This is a genomic window from Qipengyuania sp. Mu-71 (genome assembly GCF_036867055.1).
Taxonomy (GTDB): Bacteria; Pseudomonadota; Alphaproteobacteria; order Sphingomonadales; family Sphingomonadaceae; genus Qipengyuania; species Qipengyuania profunda.
Genome location: NZ_JBAJHR010000001.1, coordinates 1 through 19,769 on the forward strand (window position 1 = coordinate 1; position 19,769 = coordinate 19,769).

Consider the following 19,769-nt stretch of genomic DNA (forward strand, 5'->3'; position numbering starts at 1 on the left):
GATCCGCTCGGCCTGCGTGCGCAAAAAGGCCAAGTTGTGATTATGCGGCGTATAAAAAGTGCAGACCAGAAGCACGCAGTGGTAAAGTCGCTCTGCTGTCTGGTGCATCAAGAATGCCGCGAGTTTGAGGTCTCCGTCTCGTACTGCGTAACCAGCATTGCGCTTAAATCCCATCGCTGTCGGCAGCCACTCGTCAAAATACTCCTGCGCCATGGCGAGCGCCTGCACCGGTGTCTTGGGCTTAGGCGTATGAAGCTCAGTCTCATCGAACTGGTAAAGCGCAACACCGTCCTCCTTCACGTCCATGAAGAAATACCGCCCGTGGGCGAGCCCGTCGTTCACCTCCTGCAGGGTATGGACGATGAAGTTGACTGGAGTCTTGAGCGTACCGGTAACGCCATATTCGCGCATCAACCGGTCATCTAGCTTCGCCCAGTATTTGACTCTGTCGGTGAGCCGCTTGTCGTTGACGATGATCAGCAGATCGAAGTCGGAGCGGTAGCCCTTCGCGGTGTGGGGCTCATCGACCCACGTGCCGCGCGCATAGCTACCGTAAAGGATCACCTTGAGGATGCGCCCCGCCTTCTTCCACTCATGCTTGGCGAGGGCAAAGGCGTCATCAAACTCCTCGAAGATAAGCTGCACCACGCGCTCAAGTTCGCGCTGCTTTTGCGGGGGCAAATGATCAAGGTCGGTCTTCATCGTCTAATCTCTAGCAAGCAGCCGCGAAGCTTGCACCTGCCGAGTGCACAGGCGCGCGGCGACGGCGCACCCCAAAGCGCTAAGGAGCCGCGCGCTGATATGCTGCGCGTTAGCAACAATCCGACAAGGATTGTCGTTAGCATAGTTAAGAGGCGCTGGAGCCCAGCATTTCTGCGGGTTTGAGGCCTGTTTTGGTTCCTAATAGTCCGAGCTGTGAGTTCCTGATAGTCCGTGTCCCCCGGTTCCTGATAGTCCGAACAGACCACAGGCTTATCCACAAGGCCCATCCCCATTTCTGGAGACAGGCCTTGATTTGGAGCGGCGACAAGCACGAGCTACCGCAGTCTCTCAATCTGGCTTCAGGGCAGACCTAGACAAGTAGGCATCATGCCACAGCACGCAACGCTGCCAGTGTGCGCGCTTGCTTGATCTCCCGCACGCTCCGCAACTCGCCACCGTCCAATAGTCGAGCAATCTCTCCCGCCACTTGATCCGCCGCGATGACGAGCGCGGTATCCAGGTGCACATAGCGCTGGGTTACGCCGCGCGGGGCATGACCGAGCAGGCCCGAGATGGTCAGTTCACTGAATCCTTGTGCCGCTGCCATGCTTGCAAAGCTGTGGCGCAGGGTGTGCGGTGTCACGCTGTCCAGACCCGCGCGCGCGCAGACCCGGCCCAGCACCCGAACGACGCCTATGAAATGCCCATCGCCCCAATCCGCCGGGAAGATGAAGGGCGAATGGCTGGACAATGCCTGAGCCTCCAGCACATGCATTGCTGAGTCTCCCGCCACGCGGATTTGCGGACCGGACTTTGTATCCGGAAAACGGACGAGATTGTCGTCGGGCTGTACCCATTCCTTGCGCATTGCCAGCACTTCCATGCGGCGAAAACCGGTGAGAAGCATGACGCGGATTGCAGCAAGGCCGGTCGGGTGCTCGCCCTCGCTTTCCATCTGCGTCATCACCTTGCCAAGGTGACGGATTTCGCCAGCGCTCAGATATCGCTTCGCCTTCTGCGAGGCCATGATGCGCACGCCTTTTGCCGGACTAGCCTCAATAATGCCGAGGCGGCGGGCGTGATTGAGTAAAGCGCGAAGCGTGCTGATGGCGCGGGCAGCAACGCCTGCGCCGCCAGCCGTTTGCCCACCTCGGGATCTGCGCCTCGCTTGGGCAGTCCGACCAGCCGCAATATCACCTTGCAAGCGTTCAATATCTGCCAATTTCAATTGGCTGACCACGCGATTGCCTATCAGCGGCTTAATGTGGAGTTCAATGCGGCTTCGATCACCTGCGATTGATGACGCTTTAATAGGGCGGCGGTTGCGTCCGATCAGCCGACCGGCTTCGGCCTCGGCAAGATACCAATCGCAAACTGCTGCGATTGTCAGCCCCGTGCGGACCGAGTGTCGTTCGGCAGACGGGTCGGCCCCGTCGATCACGGCGGCGAGTTTCTTTTGGGCGAGGTTGCGGGCTTGCTCGACAGTCAGGACTCCATATTGGCCTATGACGCAGCGACGGGTCCTCGCCTCTTGGTTCCGATACTGGATGATAAAGGTTTTGGTGCCGCTTGGTTTTGCGCGAACGCCAAAACCGCGCAGTTCGTTGTCCCAAAGGAAGGCGTCACGCTCTGGGTTGGATTTAAGCGCCTCGACGGTGCGTTTAGTTAATCTGGTCATGCGATTTGTCCGTGATTTGAGTTGTCATTCCTTTCGAAGTTGCTCCTGCGCTCCGGTGGCCCACGCGCTTGATATTTGCTTCCCCACGCAGGTGCAGCATGACCGGGGAAGCAGGGGGGAAGCAGTAGGAGGGAAACCACCGGAAATCGCAGCGTACCAATGGCGACTCGGTGTGATAAACAAGCAATTGATGTTGCGTGGAATATAGTAGATTTTACTGAAAACGGAGACGATAGCGAAAATACCAATTGGCAGTTGCCAAGGTTGGGGTCGGGCGTTCGAATCGCCTCGCCCGCTCCATTTTTCGTAGTCAATTCAACGGTTTAAAAGAACCGTTCTTGAAGCTGACTAGCGATTTTTACGGCAGGTGACCACCGGGTGACCACCGTTTTTACGCTGGAGAACAGGTCGTCTCGGACGGCTAGATATTCGCCAGACGCGTACCAACCCGTCCCACCGCCGATCCTGCGAGGGCACTGGCGATTCGCGACATCGGAGCCCTCGTCGGCGCTGGCCTCGTGATCTCTTCGAGACTACCGACAACTAGCTGGCCATATTGTGAATCGGAATGCCCACTCGCCTTCATTATCTACATTGGCGAATTCGCCAAAGCGCGGCGCCGGGCAAAAAGTACTGCATCAGGCGGAAGACGACCGACTGCTTTGAGTCCCGAAAAGTAGGTATTGCTGACTATTTTCTTCCAACCTTGACGATTTATCAAAGACCCGCGAGCCACTGTTATTCGCGACCGGGTGTCGATGCGTATGTCCAGGCTGCACGCTAAAGGTATCGATGCGCCTGCCAACGGGCGTTTTCATCGCCCGGTCACATCCGCAATTTGCGGGCTGGTTTATAATGGCATTATAAGTTGGCCGTTTTCCTTGCTCAGCTTCAGTCTTGGGGTTGCGACACAATGAGTCGTGAATCCAGAAAGAGGAGTAAGTGATGAAGGATTTCGAACATAATGAGAATGAGGTCATTGACCTCGGAAAGGCCTCGGTGGAGACCAAGGGCAACGCCCTGTTCGATATCGATGTGAGCAGCGGCCGACTGTCCTATGCGACCGGCCTCGCCGAAGACTGAGCCTCGCGGGGGCGCGCGTTCTAGCAGGACCGCGCCCCTTCGCTGCAATCCTACTGCCGTGACCGAGTTCAGCAGCAGCGATATCGCCTGGGCCGAATGCAGCGGCAGGTTCGTTTTTCTCGATATTGCCGAGGATCGCTACTTTCAGCTGCCAGCGCCTCGCGAGGAGGCTTTTCGCGCCCAGGTTAAGGGCCAAGACTGGTATCAACCAACCGCTTTCCCGCGCCCACCTGAATGGACCAGACCGCGTATTGTTTCGTCCGAGATCCATGAGGGCCCCTTCCGGCTGGCCCGCGTTTCAGCGGCAATCTGGACCCAGCGCCGGATCGAGCGCCGAATTGCAACGCGTTCTTTCCGCGAAGTCCTGCTGGAGCTGAAACGCCTGAAAGGTCCGCTGGTGACCAGTGATACAAGTGACACCGAGCGGGCTATTGAGCTTCGCGCCTTTGAACACGCCCGGCTCCTGCGCAGTGCAGCAGATCGCTGCTTGCCGCGCTCGATTGCGCTAGCTCTGCGGCTGGCCCGGCGCCGTATCCACGCCCATATCGTTATCGGCGTCCGAAGCGATCCATTTGGCGCCCATTGCTGGGTCCAGCACGGCGAGGCCGTGCTCAACGACACTGCCGAGGAAGTGCTGCGTTACACGCCGATACTGGTTGTATGACCACACTGCGCTTTGCTCTCGCATTGCCGCGCCTAAGATCGGGGGCGTCTGCTGGGCTGCAGACGATGCCAAGCCTGAAGGATCTGTGCGGCGATATCCCGCGGCTCTGGATAGCCAAAGACACGCATGTCGCGAACCTTGGCTCTGCCGGATGTGTGATCGGCACGCTCTTCTCCCGGGACACCGCGCATCGCGTTTCTCAGTTGCCAGAGGTGGGTGCTCGCTCTGCGAAATGCCTCGCCGCCAACCTCGCCGCGAACTTCTGGGGTGCCTATATCGCAATTCTGCCCGATCAGGACCGTAGCGATTTGGCTGTACTGCCGGATCCTTCCGGACTGGTTCCGATCTACCGCCGGGTGACAACAACCCATGTGGTGCTCACCTCTGATCCGAAACTCTTCGAGCAGGCCTGCGGCAAGAGGATGAGTATATCTTGGGATTCTCTGGCTCGCTTTTTGATGTGTCCCGAATTGCGCGAGAGACAAACCTGTCTCGTCGGTGTCGACGAGCTTCGGCCCGGCGCCTTGACCTATCCGACTGCTTGCGATCCCGAAGAATTCCCAGTCTGGCGCGCGCAGCAGTTCCTGCCGGGCAGACTATCGCTCTCCTATGATGAAGCGAGAGCGCAGCTTCGTGACGCGGCGATCCGTGTCATGGGTGCGTGGGCAGAAGAGCTTGGACCCGTGTCAGTGGCGGTGTCGGGCGGCGTCGACTCTTCCCTCGTCTGCGCCGCGCTTGCGCGGGCGCAAAAGCCGTTCTCCTGCGTCACGCTCGCGACAGCAGACAGAAGCGGCGACGAGCGGGACTATGCCCGTCTTCTGGCTAAGCACCTGGGTGCAGAATATGCCGAACGGATTTACGATCCTGCGCGTTTCGATCCCCAGGTCAGCGCCTCGGCCGGTCTTCCGCGTCCGAGCCGCAGATCGTTTTTGTCGACCATCGACGCGCTGCTCGCCGATGCCGCAGATAACCTCGGAGCGCAGATCGTCTTCGATGGCAATGCTGGCGACAATCTGCTCTGCTTTCTTCATTCAGCAGCGCCGGTCGTCGACCGCTTGCGGGTCGAAGGACCCGGACGCGGCGCGGTCGAAACCCTGCTCGACATGTGCCGCGTTACCGGCTGCGATTTGCCTGCCATGGTCAAGGCGACCTTAAGGCGTTTGGTGCGCCGCCCAGGCGGCGAATGGCCCTGCGACCGGCGCCTGCTTGCCGATCATCTTGCATCGGATGAGGCGCTGGACCCCGTAACACCCTGGCTCGATATCAATGTGGGGCGCCATGGGGGGAAACGCGATCATTTTGCCCTGATTATGCGCGCCCAGCACCATGTTCACGGGCTTGGCATCGGGCCTGAACGCTTCTCACCACTGATGAGCCAGCCTTTGCTCGAATTGTGCCTGAGCATCCCAACATGGCTTTGGGCCAAAGGCGGTCGCAATCGTGCACTCGCGCGCGATGCTTTTGCCGCTGACCTTCCGCCGAGCCTGTTGGCACGCACCTCCAAATCAGGACCAGACAGCTTCATCCGCCTCGCGTTCCACCACCATCGAAGCGCCCTTCGCGAATTGTTGCTCGATGGCCTGATTGCACGGAATGGATTGCTCGACCGCGCAAGTGTTGAAGCCGCATTTGAACTCGATACGTCGCTCAATGGATCGACCATCTACCGGCTTCTGGATCTGGCCGAGGCCGAAACCTGGGCCCGGTCATGGCAATAAGGATTGCCCGTCGAAACATTGTAACTCTTCGGAAGAGGGTGCGCCTTCCATCGCGCTCCACCGCCGGTATTGCTGCGCCCGTGCCGGATCGCAGTTGATACGATCCATCAGCCAGAATTCGAACCATTCGGTCGATCGCTCGTAGATCGCCTGCCGGTGGGCGGGCTGCCATTTCACATGCGTTTCGTTCTCCAGCACGTAGAGTTCGATGGCCCGCCCGCGATGCGAATAGGTTTCTATTACATCGAGGCCGCCTTCATATTCGGAGTCGCCAGTCTGGATGAGGATCGGCACATCCACGGTGTCGACATTGAGGATGAGCGACATGGGTCTCCAGAATTCTTCGGTACCGGGCTCGAAGTGGCGGTAGCCCATTGCGCGAATGAAGTCTGTAAACCGGGGCCCGGCTGCCGTAGGATAGGAATACATATCTTCGCAGCATGATCCCATAGAGGCCGCTTGGAACAGGTCGGAGTTGATAAGAGCCCACTGCACTGTTGATCCGCCGTCGCTGAATCCGCTGATGCCCATCCTCCTGGCATCGACTGCGCCCGTCTCGATGGCGAGCTCGAGCGCGATCTCCAGGGACGACTGCACTCTGCGGCGGTCGATCCAGTCGGCGCGGTTGGCGCGGACAAGCTCCTCTTCACTCGTTGCGGTGAGCGCTGCAGCCGAGAAGGTCGGGCGATCAAAACTGAGCACAGCAAAGCCGCGGTTTGCCAGCGGGTGGATCGGCACTTCGTCGCCGGTCCCGCCGCGAAGGAAGCCGTCACTTGTGTACTGCACGACCACCAATGGGTGTTGCTGCCCCGGTCTGTGATCGGGCGGCAGAACAAGATCGGCGAAGCTTTCCGAGCCATATGCATTGTGAAACCGGAGCCGCTGTACGGATCCGAAAACTGCGTTCGCAAGGTCCGGATTGGGATCGTAGACAACCCGCTCGGCGCCCGTTCGGATATCGATTGCAACAATGCGCCGGGGCCTCGCTGCCCCTTCGCGCGCGCAGATCAGTTCGTTTCCCGAAGGACTGCACCCGATCAGAACGTCATCGGTTGTCAGCAGCGAGCGGGGCTGGCCCTCCTCCATATCCCAGCGCAGGATCGCCATCTGGCTGTTCGCCCAGCCCGTTCCCTGGAGAGCAAGCAATGTCCGGCCTTCGGTTGCCCACCACAGTTGGCGTATCCCTTCGCACGCCTCCGCATCGCAGGAGATCCGGCTGCCGTCAGACCGGATCACTGCGATGCGCGACGGACTTATCAGCCGGTCGGGATGCCTGGGTTCAAGCCACGCCGCATATCCGTCCGGCCCTGCGGCATATTCGCGTGCTTGCGCAGGCAGAGTGGCAGGCCGGTGGGCAACGAGAAGCTCGGCCTCGCTGGCTGTCGCCGGACGGATGCTGCCATCGCCGAGCGCCACGAAGGCATATTCCGGGACAATCTCACCAGTCGGGATCGGGCGGTCGGCAAATTGCGGGGAGAAGCGATCATCAAACAGGAAGCCTCGCGCAGCCTCTTGCGCAATCGCTTGTGCCTGCTGGCGAACTCCCGGACGTGTTTGCACGATGAGGCCATTGCCGTCAGCCGTCCAGGCGAAGCGGTCGACATCGTCGGGCATGGCCGTTGCCCGATGCGCGGGCGCTTCGCCCGCTGGATCGGAAAGCCAGACCTGCGTCGAACCATCGATGCGCTTGAGGTAGCCGATGCGTGCGCCGTCAGGAGACCAGCGGGGCGCATTGGGCCTGTCCCATCCAGCCATGATCGCCGGAAAATCGCGGAGCGGAAAGTCATCCCGGATAAACTCACCGCCTCTGTCGATTTCGGTTTCAGTCTCGCTTCCATCCATCGCGGTCACCACGAGCCTCAGGCAATACGCATTGGCTTGCGGGTTTGCGCGCTTCACAACAAAAGCGATCCGTTCGCCATCGGGTGAGATTTCGAACGCCGAAGGCGCGCCGGTCGGAGCTGCCCTGCCAATGTCCGCAATCCGGACCTGGTCGTCGAGCGTGAATGCCGATCTTTGCGCTTGCGCGCTGCTCGGCGTTTCATCGAACAAAGCACACGGGTCCTGGTCGCCAGGATCGATATATGTCGTGGGCACGATCGTCTGCGAAAGAGCGGCGGCAAGCAGTATGATTGTCACCAGTGCCTCCGGATGCCGAAGGTGACGAACCGCCCGATCGGCGAATAATTGGTTGAATCATAGGGTGTGTCCGTCGGCCCGGTCTGGCCGAGCGTTTCGGGTTCGTCGTCGAACAGGTTCTGGATCGTGAGCGAGATTTCGAGGCCTGGTTCGCGGCCCTCACCGCGAACAATTTTATAGCTCATGCCGAGATCGACCGTGATGCTGGGAGAAAGGCGGCGCTCTTCCTCGAAGCGGCGGTCGCGCAGCGCGCCAATGTAGTTGGCGGCGATATTGGCCGCGAACCCGCCAGACTGATAGCGCGCCGTGCCCCGCGCACGGTAGCGTGGTGGATTGAAAACCGTTCCGGCTAGCTGAACCTCGGGCAGATCGGGCGTGACCTGTTGCTGGCTATCGAGAAAGCTGCCCGAGAGATCGAAGGAGAGTGACTGTTCGTCGCCCAGGTTCTGGTTCCAGGCGATCCTGGCATCCACGCCTTCGACGGCCCAAACCGCAACGTTCCTGTTCCGGTTGTCGACAAAGGCGGCAACATTGGCGGGATCGTAGGGGGAGCCCGAGAAGTTTTCGAGACCGAATAGCGATCCAGCAATGAGCTCGGATAAAGTTGTCGGATCGGGAGAGAAATCGATCAGGTTTGCAAACCCCGGGTCGCGGAAAGCAGCCGCAATCGAGCCCGCAATAGGTCGCACCACCCGGTCTTGATAGCGAATGTCGTACCAGGTGGCCGAAAACGTCAGTTCGGGAATGGCGACCGGCTGCAGTTCCACACCCGCGGTCCAGCTGCGCGCGCGTTCCGATTTCACGTCCGGATTACCGCCGCTTGTGAAAAACACCGTGTCGGACCCCGTTCCGGCGCCGAATACGGCCGCTGGCAGCAGAATGGTCTGGTAGGGTATGAAACGCTGAAAGAGGGTCGGAGCCTTGAACGAGCGCGCCCAGCTGCCGCGCAACGTCAGCCCTTCGACCGGTGTGTAGCTCAAACCAAAGCGCGGCGTCGTCTGTTGATCGAGGCCTGGATAATCTTCGTGACGCGCCGCCGCCGAAAGGGTCAGCTCGGCGACTCCATCGATTGCATTACGCGGCGAAACGACCGGCAGGAAGAGTTCGCCATAGGCGAAACGCGCGCGCTGCGTCTTGTCGAAAGCGATCAGTAAATTTCCCGCTTCGCTGCGGCTGAAATCGAGCGTGTTGTTTCGCAGACCCCCGCCGACAGCCAGACGCGCCTCGCCTCCGGGAAGCGTGAACAGCGGACCCTCCAGACCCGCTTCGAGTGAGAAAACCTCATTGCAAAAACACCCCTCGGTCACGCTCGACGACCCGTCCTGCAGCGCGAAGGCGGTTCGGTAGTGCGTCCGGTCGCGGCCGAACACTCCCAGCACTGTTGCCTGCCAGTCTCCTGCGACGTCGAATTTCAGTGACGGGGCGAGCGTATAGGATTCCACCTCCGGATCGGCTTCCGATCGAAATGCCGATGATGCGGCCACGAGCGTTGAGCTTCGGCTTGAATAAAGCGCGTCGATACTGGCCTCGAGGCCGGGCGCGAGTTCGTGATGTGCCGAAAGCGTAACGGCATGGCGTTGCTGCGAGGGGAAGAGCGTGGTCTCCGGATCAAGCGAGCTGGCATAGGAGCGCTGGCCAGCCTCGATCGCCGAATTGTTTGCAAAATCGTAAGCGACGAAGAACCCGCCCCCGCTCCAGCGCGTGCCCGCCACTATATCGGCCTGCTGGCGGAAATTGCCGCCATCCGTGCTTGCGCCGATCTGCGCGGATGTCGTGATGCCTTCAAAATCGCGGCGAAGGATTACATTGACCACGCCCGCGACCGCATCTGAACCGTAGAGGGCCGAGGCTCCGTCCGGAACGATTTCAATCCGGTCGACCGCCGCGAGCGGGATGGATGAAATGTCGACCCCTGCAAAAGCGGAATCATAGGGTAGCCGGTGGCCGTTGAGGAGTGTCAGCGTCGCATCTGGTCCGAGACCGCGCAGATTTGCGCTTGAGGCCGAGTTTACGTTGCTGTTGGCGAACCCTGCGCCTGATCCAATACCTGGATTTTGCCCGCCGGAAAAGTTCTGCGGAAGTGTCCGGATCGCTTCGCCCAGATCGATCTGGCCCGCTTCGACGATCGCCTCGCGGTCGAGCGAAATTGTATCGCCAATGATCCGCGCGCCCCGGATCCGCGTTCCTGTAACGACGATCGCGTTGTCCCCGCTGGCGACATCCGAATGATCGTCCTGCACTTCATCGACTTCACTCTGGGGCGGCCCTGCGGATTGGGCGAGAAGCGGCGAAGAAAAGCCTGCCAGGGCGGTTCCTGCCAAGAGCGCCGTAATTGTCCGGATTGTCGATTGCATTGTCATCTCCCTGATCTGTTGCGATTATGTCGCCACAGGGAATGACGCAGGCATTCACGAGCACCTTAGTTTCAAATGAAATTAAATTTGCAGAGCCTGATCTTTGCGCGGTAAATCTGTCGCGCGCATTCAGACCCGATCAGCGAAAACCGTGCGAAGATGCGCGAGCGCTTTCATCATGTGATAATCGACTGTCGGCAGCGCGATGCCCAACTCTTGGTGGATCTGGCGGTAGGATTTTTTCTCGAAGCGGTTCATCCTGAAGATGCCCGCCGTTTTGTCGGGCAACTGCGCCAACGCGGCCTCGAAGCGCCCGGTCGTCTCTTCCACCTCAATTCTGTCTTCCTGCTTGGCGCAGCACGGCGCATCGGTGTTTTCGACCAGTGGCACCGTCTTGATACGGCATTTCTGTCTGCGGGCTTCATCGACCAGCAGATTGCGAGCGATCCGGAATAGAAATCCTGCCGGGTTCCGGAGATCTGTCAGTTGCGGGCTGGTCGCAGCGCGCACGAAAACGTCCTGAACCAGATCGCGGGCTCGCTCACGACCGACGCAGCGCGAAAAATAGGCAAGCAGGCATGCGCTCTCTCGGCGGTACAGGGCGTCGAGCGGGCAGGGCGAGCTTACCCGAGCTTGCGGTGCCGGGGTTCGCAGCGCGGAGCTCGATAGTCGATGATCGTCTCGCAGGGTGTCGGCAGAAAGCTGGTTCATGCAATGGACTGGGAGGCAACCGCAATCGGCGGCTCCTCATCGCAAGCCGAATGCGGGATCCAGAACTGTGCCGCCGTTCAGGACGTATCGACGTCCCTTGACCGGTTGGGCCGCCGGGCCTTGAGCGGACCGGCGTGCATGATAGCTGGCGGAAATATCCACGCGGTCGGCGCCAGAGTTTCAAACCGCGCGGGTCGAATGTGCCCAAGACAAAAGCAGCTTGCAAGGGGCAAGTGCCTCCATTTTCGAGGCAGCATGATACCCGCCCGGCGTTGCGGTCGCGCCGATATAAGGCACTCACATGCCTAGTACTGGGGAGGGCTCCTCCACATGCTTGGAATGTCCGCTGTTATCCCGCGGCGCTAGCCATCCGAGCCGAAAGGAGGTGCTCTATGGCTCGATCATCTGCCGACGATACTGGTACAGGCGACTTCGATTTTTCGGACTTCGCGCAGGAATTCCTGCGACGCAATCCGGCGTACAAGGATCAATATGCCGGACTTCATTTGCGCGATACCGGCGACAAGAAACCATCCGCCGCGCGGCGAATGGCTCGGTCATGGGGCCTAGAATTTCCCGTTCGATCCGAGTGTTTCGGCCACAGACAGCCCGGCGATCTGGAGAAGCGATGCCAATGCAAGCGTCGTTATCGTGGCTGGCGGCGCCCGGGACCTTGCCGGAATCAGAGGCACATTGGCTGAGTGCAAGGTGATTGCCCAGCACGAGAACGATGCCGGACAGCACATGGTGGTTTCCGATACGCGAAATCGTCACCGCGTCCTGTTGGCGCGCGAGCCATCTCCCGGCATTGATGGCTATGTCGTCCCCGACGATGCCGATCTTGGTGTCCGCGTAGCAGCTCTCAGTGAATTCGACCGGTCGAAAGAAGGCGCGGCGACAAAGGCGCACCATCGGCTCCTCAAGCCATCTGCTTACAAAAGCTACAGGCTGAGCATCCTGCTCGCCATTCTCGATCTGCTCGAAGACGCTTCACCCAAGCAGGTGACATTGAGAGAGGTCGCCAAAGCACTGATCTATCCCGGCCTTAAAGTCGGCCGCGCGATCGACTGGAAAACATCATCGCATCGCCGGCAGACACAGCGTCTCGTCGCTGAAGCGCATCGCATGGCGGCTGAGGGTTATCGTGAATTGCTCAATCCCTCACGGGGCAAGCGTTGTGCGAATTAACTGGCGTCGAAATCGTATTCGCCCGGCTGGCCTACCAGTCACAGGCCAGACGAATATCAGGCCTACGTCCTTGCAAAGACTTCCCAAATTCGCTGAAGTCGTTATGCCTCTCCTTGTGGCGCGATCTGCATCTCGCGACCGACGCCGCAAGGAACCCGACCTTCGGGGGCGCAACTGCAGCAGCCGGAACCGGTGCAATGGAAGCGCCGGGACTGGCCACCAGCAGCGATCGGACGGCGGCGTGTTGGATAGCGCCCTGCCGATCGGACGGGCAGGGCTATGCAGGCTTATTTCGCGGAGGAATTCGCATCCGAACTGGTCAATGTCCAGTCAGACGAGGAACTCGACGAGGCGCTGAAGCAAGTCTCTCGGCGGCTTGGCTTCGACCACTTCGCCTTGAGCCTCGAGCTGCGTTCAGGATCGTGCGAGGCTCCCGGTTTGCTCCTGCATGATTATCCCGACGAATGGGCCAAGGTGTATGTCGGGTTCGATCTGGCCGGACAGGATCCGGTCCGGCGAGCCTGCGACAAGTCGTTTGTCGGCTTTGCGTGGGGGTCACTGGGCGAACTGATCCCGCTAACTCGCGGTGATCGCCAGATGCTGGCGGTGGGGCGCGAATGCGGAATCGGTGATGGCTACACTGTCCCGCGACATTTGCCCGGTCTTGCGCGCGGAACGTGTACATTTGCGGTCTGCCCCGACCGAGACCTGCCACACAGTCGCTTTGCGGTCGCAGAAATGGTCGGTACGCTCGCACTGAGCTGTGCATTGGGACTGGGCTCAGCTCAATCCGACGGATCCGTGCCTGTCCTGAGCGACCGGCAACGCGAATGTCTTCTGTGGGTCGCACGAGGCAAGACCTCAGCCGAGACGGCCATGATCCTTGGGATTGCGACCGAAACAGTAATCCAGCATCTCAAAATGGCGCGAGAACGCTATCAGGTTCACTGTAAGCAATCTTTGATCGTTTCGGCGCTGTTCGATGGTCTGATCGGGTTTTCCGATATCATCCGATGGCGCGATGCGGGATGATTGGCGAAACAGAAGCTCTAAGGCCGGAACCGCTCGGAGGCCGTCAATTGCTGACCATCAAGCTCGATGGAAAGTGAATATTCTACGCCCCAAACCATGCAAGCAGCTAACGTCTTCACCAGAAGCCGACGATCAACAACTGGTATCGAGCAGATTACAGCATGGACCCTAAATCCGAGCCAACCGAGGGGTAGGCCGCGACCAATTTCTTCAGATCTCGAGTTGTCAGTGACAGCCTCATTGCAAGGCCGAAGAAATTGATAATCTCCCCGTATTCGGGTCCAAGCAGATGCGCGCCGAGGATAGTGTCGGTGTCTTTGTCGATGATAATTCTGGTGGCAGCACAGGTCTCGCCAACGCGAAGATTGGAATACCAATTGCCTGTGTCGTTTTCGGCGGCGCGGATATTGTAACCGGCTTCCTCTGCTTCTTCTTCGAGCATTCCGACGCGGGCCAATTCCGGAATTGTAAACACAGCGCTGGGCACGCCGCGATAGTCTGGCTTGGTCTGATTGCCCTTGAGCATGTTGGAGGCAGCGACCTTGCCTTCGAATACCGCGACAGGTGTCAATGGAGGCCCATGCGTGTTGGCCGCATCGCCTGCGGCGTAGATTTTCGGGTTGGACAGGCTCTGCAAATATTCATTGACTGCTATTCCCTTGTCTCCCGCCTCGATATTGGCAGCGCTCAGGTTCAGGCGATCGATTTCAGGCACGCGTCCCGCACCGTGCACGACCAGATCGGCGTGCAAGTCTTCGGTTTCACCATTCTTTTCGACAGTGACGATGAATTCGACGCCGTCAGTGGCGATCGATTTCAGCGATGTACGCCGACGCAATCCCACCCCAATTTCCTCGCCTCGTGCTACAAGCTTTTCGACGAGGTTTGTGTCAAAGGCCTTCAATGGCCTGTCACCGCGATCAATGATCTGCACCTCGCTGCCAGCTCGTGCAGCGATATGACCGAACTCGAACGAGACGAACCCGCCGCCGATAAACAATATACGCTTCGGGAGCACGCCCATCCGCATGAATTCGGTGCTGTTGGTGAGGTGTTCGGCACCTGGAACATCCACCGGGCGGGGCTTGGCGCCAGTAGCGATCAGGATGTGGTTTGCTTGGAAACGCCCTTGGCCCTCGATTTCGATCGTGTCTTCGCCAACGAATTGCGCCGTCCCGTGAAGTGTGGTGACGCCGTTTCTGTCGAGACCGCTCTCAATCTTCTCAGGCATTCTGTCGGTAAAGGCCTGAGCGAAGGCGATGAGATCAGGCCAGTTGATCGCGAGATCATTCGGTTCAATACCCTTGCCCTGCATCAGGCGAGCTCCATCGATGATTTCGGCGCCTCGCCGCAGCATCTTCTTTGGGTCGCAGCCGCGCAGCGCGCACGTGCCGCCATAGGGCAGTTCGTCGACCACTGCGACCGACCAACCCGCAGCGGCGCATTTGTTCGCGGCATTCACCGCCGCCATTCCGACGCCGAGTACGATAAGATCGAAGCTGCGTTCGTTCATGTCATTGACCTCAGCAGCATTCAACGCTTGTGCCATTGGCACGCGCTTCTTGAATTGGCGGGCAAGGCGCTGTGCCGAACGAACAGAAGACACAGCAGTCGCCTGCATTGGGTTTCAGCTTCATTCCGCAGCCCTTGCAGTCGTAGAAAAACCAGCATGCGTCGGTCGGCATGGTTTCGATTTCCTGGTGGCCGCACTGAGGGCACGTGATCGTGGATTGTAATTCCATCAGAGGCCGGTCCCGCTAAATTGTGTTTGGGCGGGATAGCCTACCTCGGTCGAAGCAGTAGCGATGTCGCGCATGGTGGTTTTGGCAGGATCGAAATGCGCTGTAGCAGTCTTGGCTTCGTAATCGATTGTCACATCATGCACACCTGCAACGCCTTCCATTGCGCGCCGCACCGTGATCGGACAGGTCGCGCAGGTCATATTTTCAACCGCGAAGCTTGCCGTTTGCAGCGTTTCAGCACTTTGAGCGGTTTTCTCGTTCGAGGACTGCGGCATGAGCGTCGCTGCCCCAATGCCTGCTCCGGCGATGGCCAATCCGGCAGCAACGGCAATCATTGTTTTTTTCATCCGTCTAACTCCTAATAAAAATGCGGCGCCCACCAATCGACCGTGGCCGAGGCAGCAACCAAGGCGGTTGCCAGCCACAGGGCGCTTTTTAGGATCGGGCTCGCTTCAGGACGCGCGCAATATGTACTGTCCTCACAAGTCTCGACTTTTCGGGAATGGACATGCCAAAATCCAAGGCCCAGACAAGCGACCGCTACGGCAATAAAAATCCACTTATAGGGTTCGAGCGCGGTCAGATTGCCGATCCACGCGCCACTGACGCCGAGGCTCAACAGGAGCAGCGGAGCAATGCAGCAGGAGGCTGCAAAAACCGCACTTAATGCGCCACCGCTCGCCAACAATCTCTGGGAGGTCTTTTGCGTTTGATCGGCCATGAAGTTCAATATAATCTCTGTAGTTACTACAGGTTCAAGCACAAATTGGCACGCGGCATATGACGACATCAAAAATGATTAAGCGAGGCGAACTGGCCAATCGGTCAGGATGCAACCTTGAGACCATTCGCTATTATGAAAAGATCGGTCTGCTGAAGCCGCCCGAGCGCACGGCCAGCGGGCACAGGCTCTATTCGCGCGATGACCAAGCGCGGCTTGGTTTCATCCTGCGTGGCCGTGATCTCGGTTTCTCGATCGGAGAGCTCAAGAGTCTGCTCACTCTCGTCGATTCTCACGACTACAGCTGTGGTGAGGTTTTAGAATTAACTGACGGCCATCTAGCGAGCGTTCGGCAGAAGATTATTGACCTGAAGAAGCTCGAGCGAACGCTTGCCGATGTCTCGGCTCAGTGCGAAGGCGGCGACGTTCCCGAGTGCCCCATCATCGACGCGCTTTACGGGCATGAGGTCGTTGTGCCCAATTGAGGTTTCACGTCGTCAAGGCTCGTAAATTGGCTGATTTAAGATTTGAAGAGAGGAACAGAACAGAGCGAGCTCGCCGGTGCGACTGCGTCCGATGACACGATTATGAGCACCCCAAAGTCGCAGCATCCCCAGTTCTTGGTATGTCTGCGATCGCCCCGAACTGGTGAAAGGCGACCTGTCTTCAAATCGCCAGGTAGCCGCCATGCAACACTCCCCAGTTTCTCTCCAAGCTTGCCCTTCGGATCCAGCACTTCGCGCAATGTTCGAGGCGCGCAAGCGGGTATTCGTCGATCTCCTTAAATGGAATGTTCCCGTTTTGGATGATGCATACGAGATCGACCAGTTCGATACGCCCGATGCGAGCTATTTGGTGCTGACCGACGGAGAAGGCCGCCATCGCGCTTCAGCGCGCCTTTTGCGGACTGACGGCGCTCACATTCTGGGAGAGCTTTTCCCCTGTCTGTGTGATGGTCCGATACCCTCTGGGTCCGATTTTCGCGAGATCACGCGTTTCTGCATCGAACCCACGCTCTCGCGGTTTGAGCGCCGTACGGCACGCGATCAACTGGTGACCGCGCTTGCCGACCATGCCCTAAAGACCGGCCTGTCGGGCTACACCGCTGTGGCCAATAGAGTTTGGTTCCGCCAAATCGAAAGCTTCGGCTGGCAATGTCGCACACTTGGCGGCGGCTGCAGGATTGACGGTGAGGACCTTGTCGCACTGCAGATCGATATAGATTGCGACACGCCGGACGATCTCGCTCGCGGCGGTATCTATCGAAAAGGTGCCTATCGGGTCGCCGAGGCGGCATCGGAGGTGGTGTCATGAGCGATATCAAATCAATCGATTGGCTCGAACGGCTGCAGAAGGATGGCTATTGCATCATTCCGGACCTCCTTCCTCAGAGCAGCATCGCGGCGCTCGATGCAGATCTTGAACGGGATTTTACCGAAACCCCTATGGGTCACGGCGATTTCTACGGGTTTCGCACGAAGCGTTTCGGTAGTTTGTTGCGCCGCTCACGCTGGGCCTGTGACCTTGTTCTGCAGCCTCTCATCCTTTCGCTGGCCCGCGAAGTCCTCGGTAAGGCTTGCGACCGAATTCAGCTCAATGTGGCCCAGGCAATAGCCATTCATCCCGGCGAGATCGAACAGTTCCCGCATTGCGATCACGACATGTGGGCCGGTGCCAAGGGTGAACACGAATATCTGCTCAATGTCATTTGGCCGCTCACCGACTTCAACTCATCCAACGGCGCGACCCGCATCTATCCCGGGACACATAAACGTCCTGTCGAGAGCCTCGATCAACTCGGTGATCCGATTGTTGCGGCAAGCAAGCCAGGTGATGCGATCTGCTTTCTTGGTTCGACCGTGCACGGTGCTGGACCAAACTCGACCGAAGACGTCCGACGCGGCGTCGTGATCGGCTACAGCCTCGGCTGGCTCAAGCCGTACGAGAACCTTTGGCTGGCATATCCGCCAGAGGTCGCGCGAAATTTTCCGCCCGAACTTGCTGAATTGGCAGGTTATGCGCAGCACCGGCCGAATCTTGGGAACTACGAAGGTCAGTGTCCATCCATTCTGCTCGGTGAAGAGGTAGCCAATTATCCGCAGGCTACCGATGCGCTTCGGCCCGAGCAGCTTGCAGCTGTCCATGAATTTGCGGAAGCTTGTCGCTCCAAGAGATGAGCCCGGCACAGGTCCTGGAACCGACCTATCGCCGCCTGAAAAGGGCATTGATGGAGGGTACTTGGCCGATCGGCCAGAAACTCGAAGCGATGCGATTGGCAGACGAGTTCGGTGTCAGCATGACACCTGTGCGAGACAGCCTCAATCAACTTGTCGGCGAAGGTCTTGTCGATCTGACCCCTGGCGAGGGGTACCGGGTCACGCTCCTGACCGAACATTCGTTGCGCGACATGCTCGCAGTAAATGTTCTTCTCTTGGAAAGCGTGGCCGATCCAGCACCACGGAAAATCGACACGGCTGATCTAGCCGCACCGATCGACACCTACGCTGACCGCGTTGGCGATGTTTTTTCGATTTTTGCCTTGGGTTCGGAAAACAGATTTCTAAGGCAGACGGTCGACCTGATTAGCGACCGATTGCACATCGTAAGAAGGCTGGAGCCTGACGTCCTGCCAAACGCTCTGGAGGCGCTTGCGGAGCTGGAGGGCAATGCTTTGGCGTCTCCGTCGAAGCGCGTCCAAGCTCTAAGGCGATATCATGACCAATGCCTCGCGAACGTCTCCCGGCTGATTGCGGTGCTCGCGGAACAGGGATCGACCTGAGAGTTGCAAGGCATAGCTCCTCAAGCATATGCTTCAAGCCTGTTCGGACCCGTTCAGTATCTGGACCAGATGCTCATTCCAATCATCGAGCGCTTCTCTCTTCTCCTTTTTCCAGTCGTGGCGTTGGTAGATCCCTGCAACGCCTGCTCTTGAGCCGCTGACATGGTTCAAGACTGCCTCTGTAACCTCGAAGCGAACGCCGAGGCGCTGGAAGTTGGTCGCTAACGTGCGCCGAAGATCGTGCAGCCGCCAGGATTGCAATGGCTCGCCAAGTTTTTGCTCTATGAGACCGTCCAGTTTCTTCTTGCCCTTGGCGTAGCCGGTAAAGCCTGCCCCGCTTGACGTGGCAAAAACGCGTCCTTTCTTCGGCCAGTTTGCGCCACCTGCCTGCCGATCGAGTTCGGCAACGGCAAGGTCGTTCAGCGGGATCGCGTTTGGTTCATTATTCTTTGTTCGTGAACCTGGTAGCGTCCAGAACCGGTCTTTCCGATCAACCTCTTGCCAATGTATTCCTGAAACCTCTTCGCGGCGTTGCCCTGTTGCAATGAGCAAGCGGACAATTGGACCGAAGCAAAGATAGCATTCGGGAGCTGCCTCCCAAATGTGTCGAAGCTCGTCGTCCTGTAGCCAGCGATCCCGCGGTCTTACCGGCGGTGGTGCTTCCATTCCCTCCATAGGACTGCGCTCGATATCGCCACGACTGACAGCCCATCGGAATAGGCGCCGCATCACCGCAAAGACATTCCGGCGATTGGCAACCTGATGCTCGGGCATATTGTCCAGGACGGCTACGATATCCGGCCTCGAAACTCGGGGAAGCGGCTTTTTTCCGATAACCGGTTCAAGGTAAAGCCGGATGACGCGTTCAACGAGCCTCGCCCAGCCAACACCCTTGCAGGATCGAGCGAAATGCGACGCATAGTTGTCGAATGCGAGATCGACGGCTTCGCGGCGCCTCTGCTTATCATCGTCTACAGGGTCGATACCTTGCGCAATTAGTAACTGAAGGCGTTCCGCCTCCACTCTCGCTGTCGTCGGTGTCCACGGCGACCCGTGCGCCCCGATAGTATAGCGTCTTGTTCGAGCTTCACGGCCGCCCATTCGGAACTGCAGCACATAGGATATCGAGCCGGCTGGAGTGATTTTCGCACCGAATCCTTTGAGGTCCGTATCCCAAAGGAGCTGGCTCGAGCTGCTCGGCTCCAGCGCATCTATCGATTTTTTCGTGATTTTTCCTGTTGCCATCCGAAACCTCGTG

At 58.7% G+C, this 19,769-nt stretch carries 20 protein-coding genes; 10 read left to right on the forward strand and 10 right to left on the reverse strand.

What is annotated here, in order from left to right; translation table 11 throughout:
• Together V6B15_RS00005 and V6B15_RS00010 are read right to left on the reverse strand one after the other, a co-directional pair.
• Window positions 1–702, reverse strand: a 702-nt coding sequence (locus V6B15_RS00005) for a nucleotidyltransferase domain-containing protein (RefSeq protein ID WP_334199580.1), incomplete at its 3' end; no start/stop codon positions are given.
• Window positions 703–1,087: 385 nt separating this feature from the next.
• Window positions 1,088–2,380 carry a tyrosine-type recombinase/integrase gene (locus V6B15_RS00010; RefSeq protein ID WP_103025251.1) on the reverse strand — a complete coding sequence of 431 codons (1,293 nt, stop codon included), beginning with the start codon at window positions 2,378–2,380 and terminating at the stop codon, window positions 1,088–1,090.
• Between the two features lie 945 nt (window positions 2,381–3,325).
• On the opposite strand from V6B15_RS00010, the gene V6B15_RS00015 reads away from it, so the two are divergent.
• From V6B15_RS00015 to V6B15_RS00025, 3 genes are read left to right on the forward strand one after another with little or no spacing between them, the layout of a single operon-like run.
• Entirely contained in the window at window positions 3,326–3,463 is a 138-nt protein-coding gene (locus V6B15_RS00015; protein ID WP_156488976.1) for a benenodin family lasso peptide, read from the forward strand.
• Between the two features lie 58 nt (window positions 3,464–3,521).
• Entirely contained in the window at window positions 3,522–4,127 is a 606-nt protein-coding gene (locus V6B15_RS00020; RefSeq protein WP_063510607.1) for a lasso peptide biosynthesis B2 protein, read from the forward strand.
• Entirely contained in the window at window positions 4,124–5,845 is a 1,722-nt protein-coding gene (locus tag V6B15_RS00025; RefSeq protein WP_334199581.1) for an asparagine synthase-related protein, read from the forward strand. The genes V6B15_RS00020 and V6B15_RS00025 overlap by 4 nt, the downstream gene beginning before the upstream one ends.
• On the opposite strand, the gene V6B15_RS00030 is transcribed toward V6B15_RS00025, so the two are convergent.
• From V6B15_RS00030 to V6B15_RS00040, 3 genes are all read right to left on the reverse strand, one after another.
• Complete coding sequence (locus V6B15_RS00030) at window positions 5,834–7,897, reverse strand: Atxe2 family lasso peptide isopeptidase (protein WP_334199582.1); 2,064 nt, start codon at window positions 7,895–7,897, stop codon at window positions 5,834–5,836. The genes V6B15_RS00025 and V6B15_RS00030 overlap by 12 nt on opposite strands.
• Window positions 7,898–7,980: 83 nt before the next feature.
• Window positions 7,981–10,338: a TonB-dependent receptor plug domain-containing protein gene (locus V6B15_RS00035; protein WP_234000606.1), complete on the reverse strand. Its 2,358-nt coding sequence runs from the start codon at window positions 10,336–10,338 to the stop codon at window positions 7,981–7,983.
• A gap of 129 nt (window positions 10,339–10,467) precedes the next feature.
• Window positions 10,468–11,049, reverse strand: coding sequence for an RNA polymerase sigma factor (locus V6B15_RS00040; protein ID WP_082847605.1), 582 nt, complete (start codon window positions 11,047–11,049; stop codon window positions 10,468–10,470).
• 392 nt (window positions 11,050–11,441) lie between these two features.
• On the opposite strand from V6B15_RS00040, the gene V6B15_RS00045 reads away from it, so the two are divergent.
• From V6B15_RS00045 to V6B15_RS00055, 3 genes are all read left to right on the forward strand, one after another.
• Window positions 11,442–11,750, forward strand: coding sequence for a transcriptional regulator domain-containing protein (locus V6B15_RS00045; RefSeq protein ID WP_233996616.1), 309 nt, complete (start codon window positions 11,442–11,444; stop codon window positions 11,748–11,750).
• A gap of 7 nt (window positions 11,751–11,757) precedes the next feature.
• Window positions 11,758–12,237 (forward strand): DUF2285 domain-containing protein, encoded by a 480-nt coding sequence (locus tag V6B15_RS00050; RefSeq protein ID WP_063506635.1) that lies wholly within the window; start codon window positions 11,758–11,760, stop codon window positions 12,235–12,237.
• 279 nt (window positions 12,238–12,516) lie between these two features.
• Window positions 12,517–13,269, forward strand: a complete 753-nt coding sequence (locus tag V6B15_RS00055) for a LuxR family transcriptional regulator (RefSeq protein ID WP_063506634.1) — start codon at window positions 12,517–12,519, stop codon at window positions 13,267–13,269.
• A gap of 154 nt (window positions 13,270–13,423) precedes the next feature.
• On the opposite strand, the gene V6B15_RS00060 is transcribed toward V6B15_RS00055, so the two are convergent.
• From V6B15_RS00060 to V6B15_RS00075, 4 genes are read right to left on the reverse strand one after another with little or no spacing between them, the layout of a single operon-like run.
• The gene (locus V6B15_RS00060) at window positions 13,424–14,890 is read right to left on the reverse strand and encodes a dihydrolipoyl dehydrogenase family protein (protein ID WP_334199583.1); all 1,467 of its coding nucleotides are present in this window, start codon (window positions 14,888–14,890) and stop codon (window positions 13,424–13,426) included.
• A complete protein-coding gene (locus V6B15_RS00065) occupies window positions 14,793–15,011 on the reverse strand; it encodes a GDCCVxC domain-containing (seleno)protein (RefSeq protein WP_334199584.1) in 219 nt (72 codons plus the stop codon). Before V6B15_RS00065 ends, V6B15_RS00060 begins: the two co-directional genes overlap by 98 nt.
• Entirely contained in the window at window positions 15,011–15,358 is a 348-nt protein-coding gene (locus tag V6B15_RS00070; protein ID WP_253521684.1) for a heavy-metal-associated domain-containing protein, read from the reverse strand. Before V6B15_RS00070 ends, V6B15_RS00065 begins: the two co-directional genes overlap by 1 nt.
• Before the next feature lie 11 nt (window positions 15,359–15,369).
• On the reverse strand, window positions 15,370–15,732 hold the full coding sequence (locus V6B15_RS00075) for a mercuric transporter MerT family protein (RefSeq protein WP_253521687.1): 363 nt from the start codon (window positions 15,730–15,732) through the stop codon (window positions 15,370–15,372).
• Window positions 15,733–15,791: 59 nt separating this feature from the next.
• Here V6B15_RS00075 and V6B15_RS00080 point away from each other — a divergent pair, with 59 nt between their 5' ends.
• The 4 genes from V6B15_RS00080 to V6B15_RS00095 all read left to right on the forward strand — a co-directional run bounded on the left by V6B15_RS00080 (window position 15,792) and on the right by V6B15_RS00095 (window position 18,511).
• Window positions 15,792–16,217, forward strand: coding sequence for a MerR family transcriptional regulator (locus V6B15_RS00080; RefSeq protein WP_063506632.1), 426 nt, complete (start codon window positions 15,792–15,794; stop codon window positions 16,215–16,217).
• 259 nt (window positions 16,218–16,476) lie between these two features.
• Window positions 16,477–17,046 (forward strand): acyl-homoserine-lactone synthase, encoded by a 570-nt coding sequence (locus V6B15_RS00085; RefSeq protein WP_334199585.1) that lies wholly within the window; start codon window positions 16,477–16,479, stop codon window positions 17,044–17,046.
• A complete protein-coding gene (locus tag V6B15_RS00090) occupies window positions 17,043–17,909 on the forward strand; it encodes a phytanoyl-CoA dioxygenase family protein (RefSeq protein ID WP_334199586.1) in 867 nt (288 codons plus the stop codon). The genes V6B15_RS00085 and V6B15_RS00090 overlap by 4 nt, the downstream gene beginning before the upstream one ends.
• Window positions 17,906–18,511 (forward strand): GntR family transcriptional regulator, encoded by a 606-nt coding sequence (locus V6B15_RS00095; RefSeq protein WP_063506629.1) that lies wholly within the window; start codon window positions 17,906–17,908, stop codon window positions 18,509–18,511. Before V6B15_RS00090 ends, V6B15_RS00095 begins: the two co-directional genes overlap by 4 nt.
• A gap of 33 nt (window positions 18,512–18,544) precedes the next feature.
• Here V6B15_RS00095 and V6B15_RS00100 read toward each other — a convergent pair whose 3' ends face one another.
• Entirely contained in the window at window positions 18,545–19,756 is a 1,212-nt protein-coding gene (locus V6B15_RS00100; protein ID WP_230834131.1) for a tyrosine-type recombinase/integrase, read from the reverse strand.
• Between the last annotated feature and the right edge of the window lie 13 nt (window positions 19,757–19,769).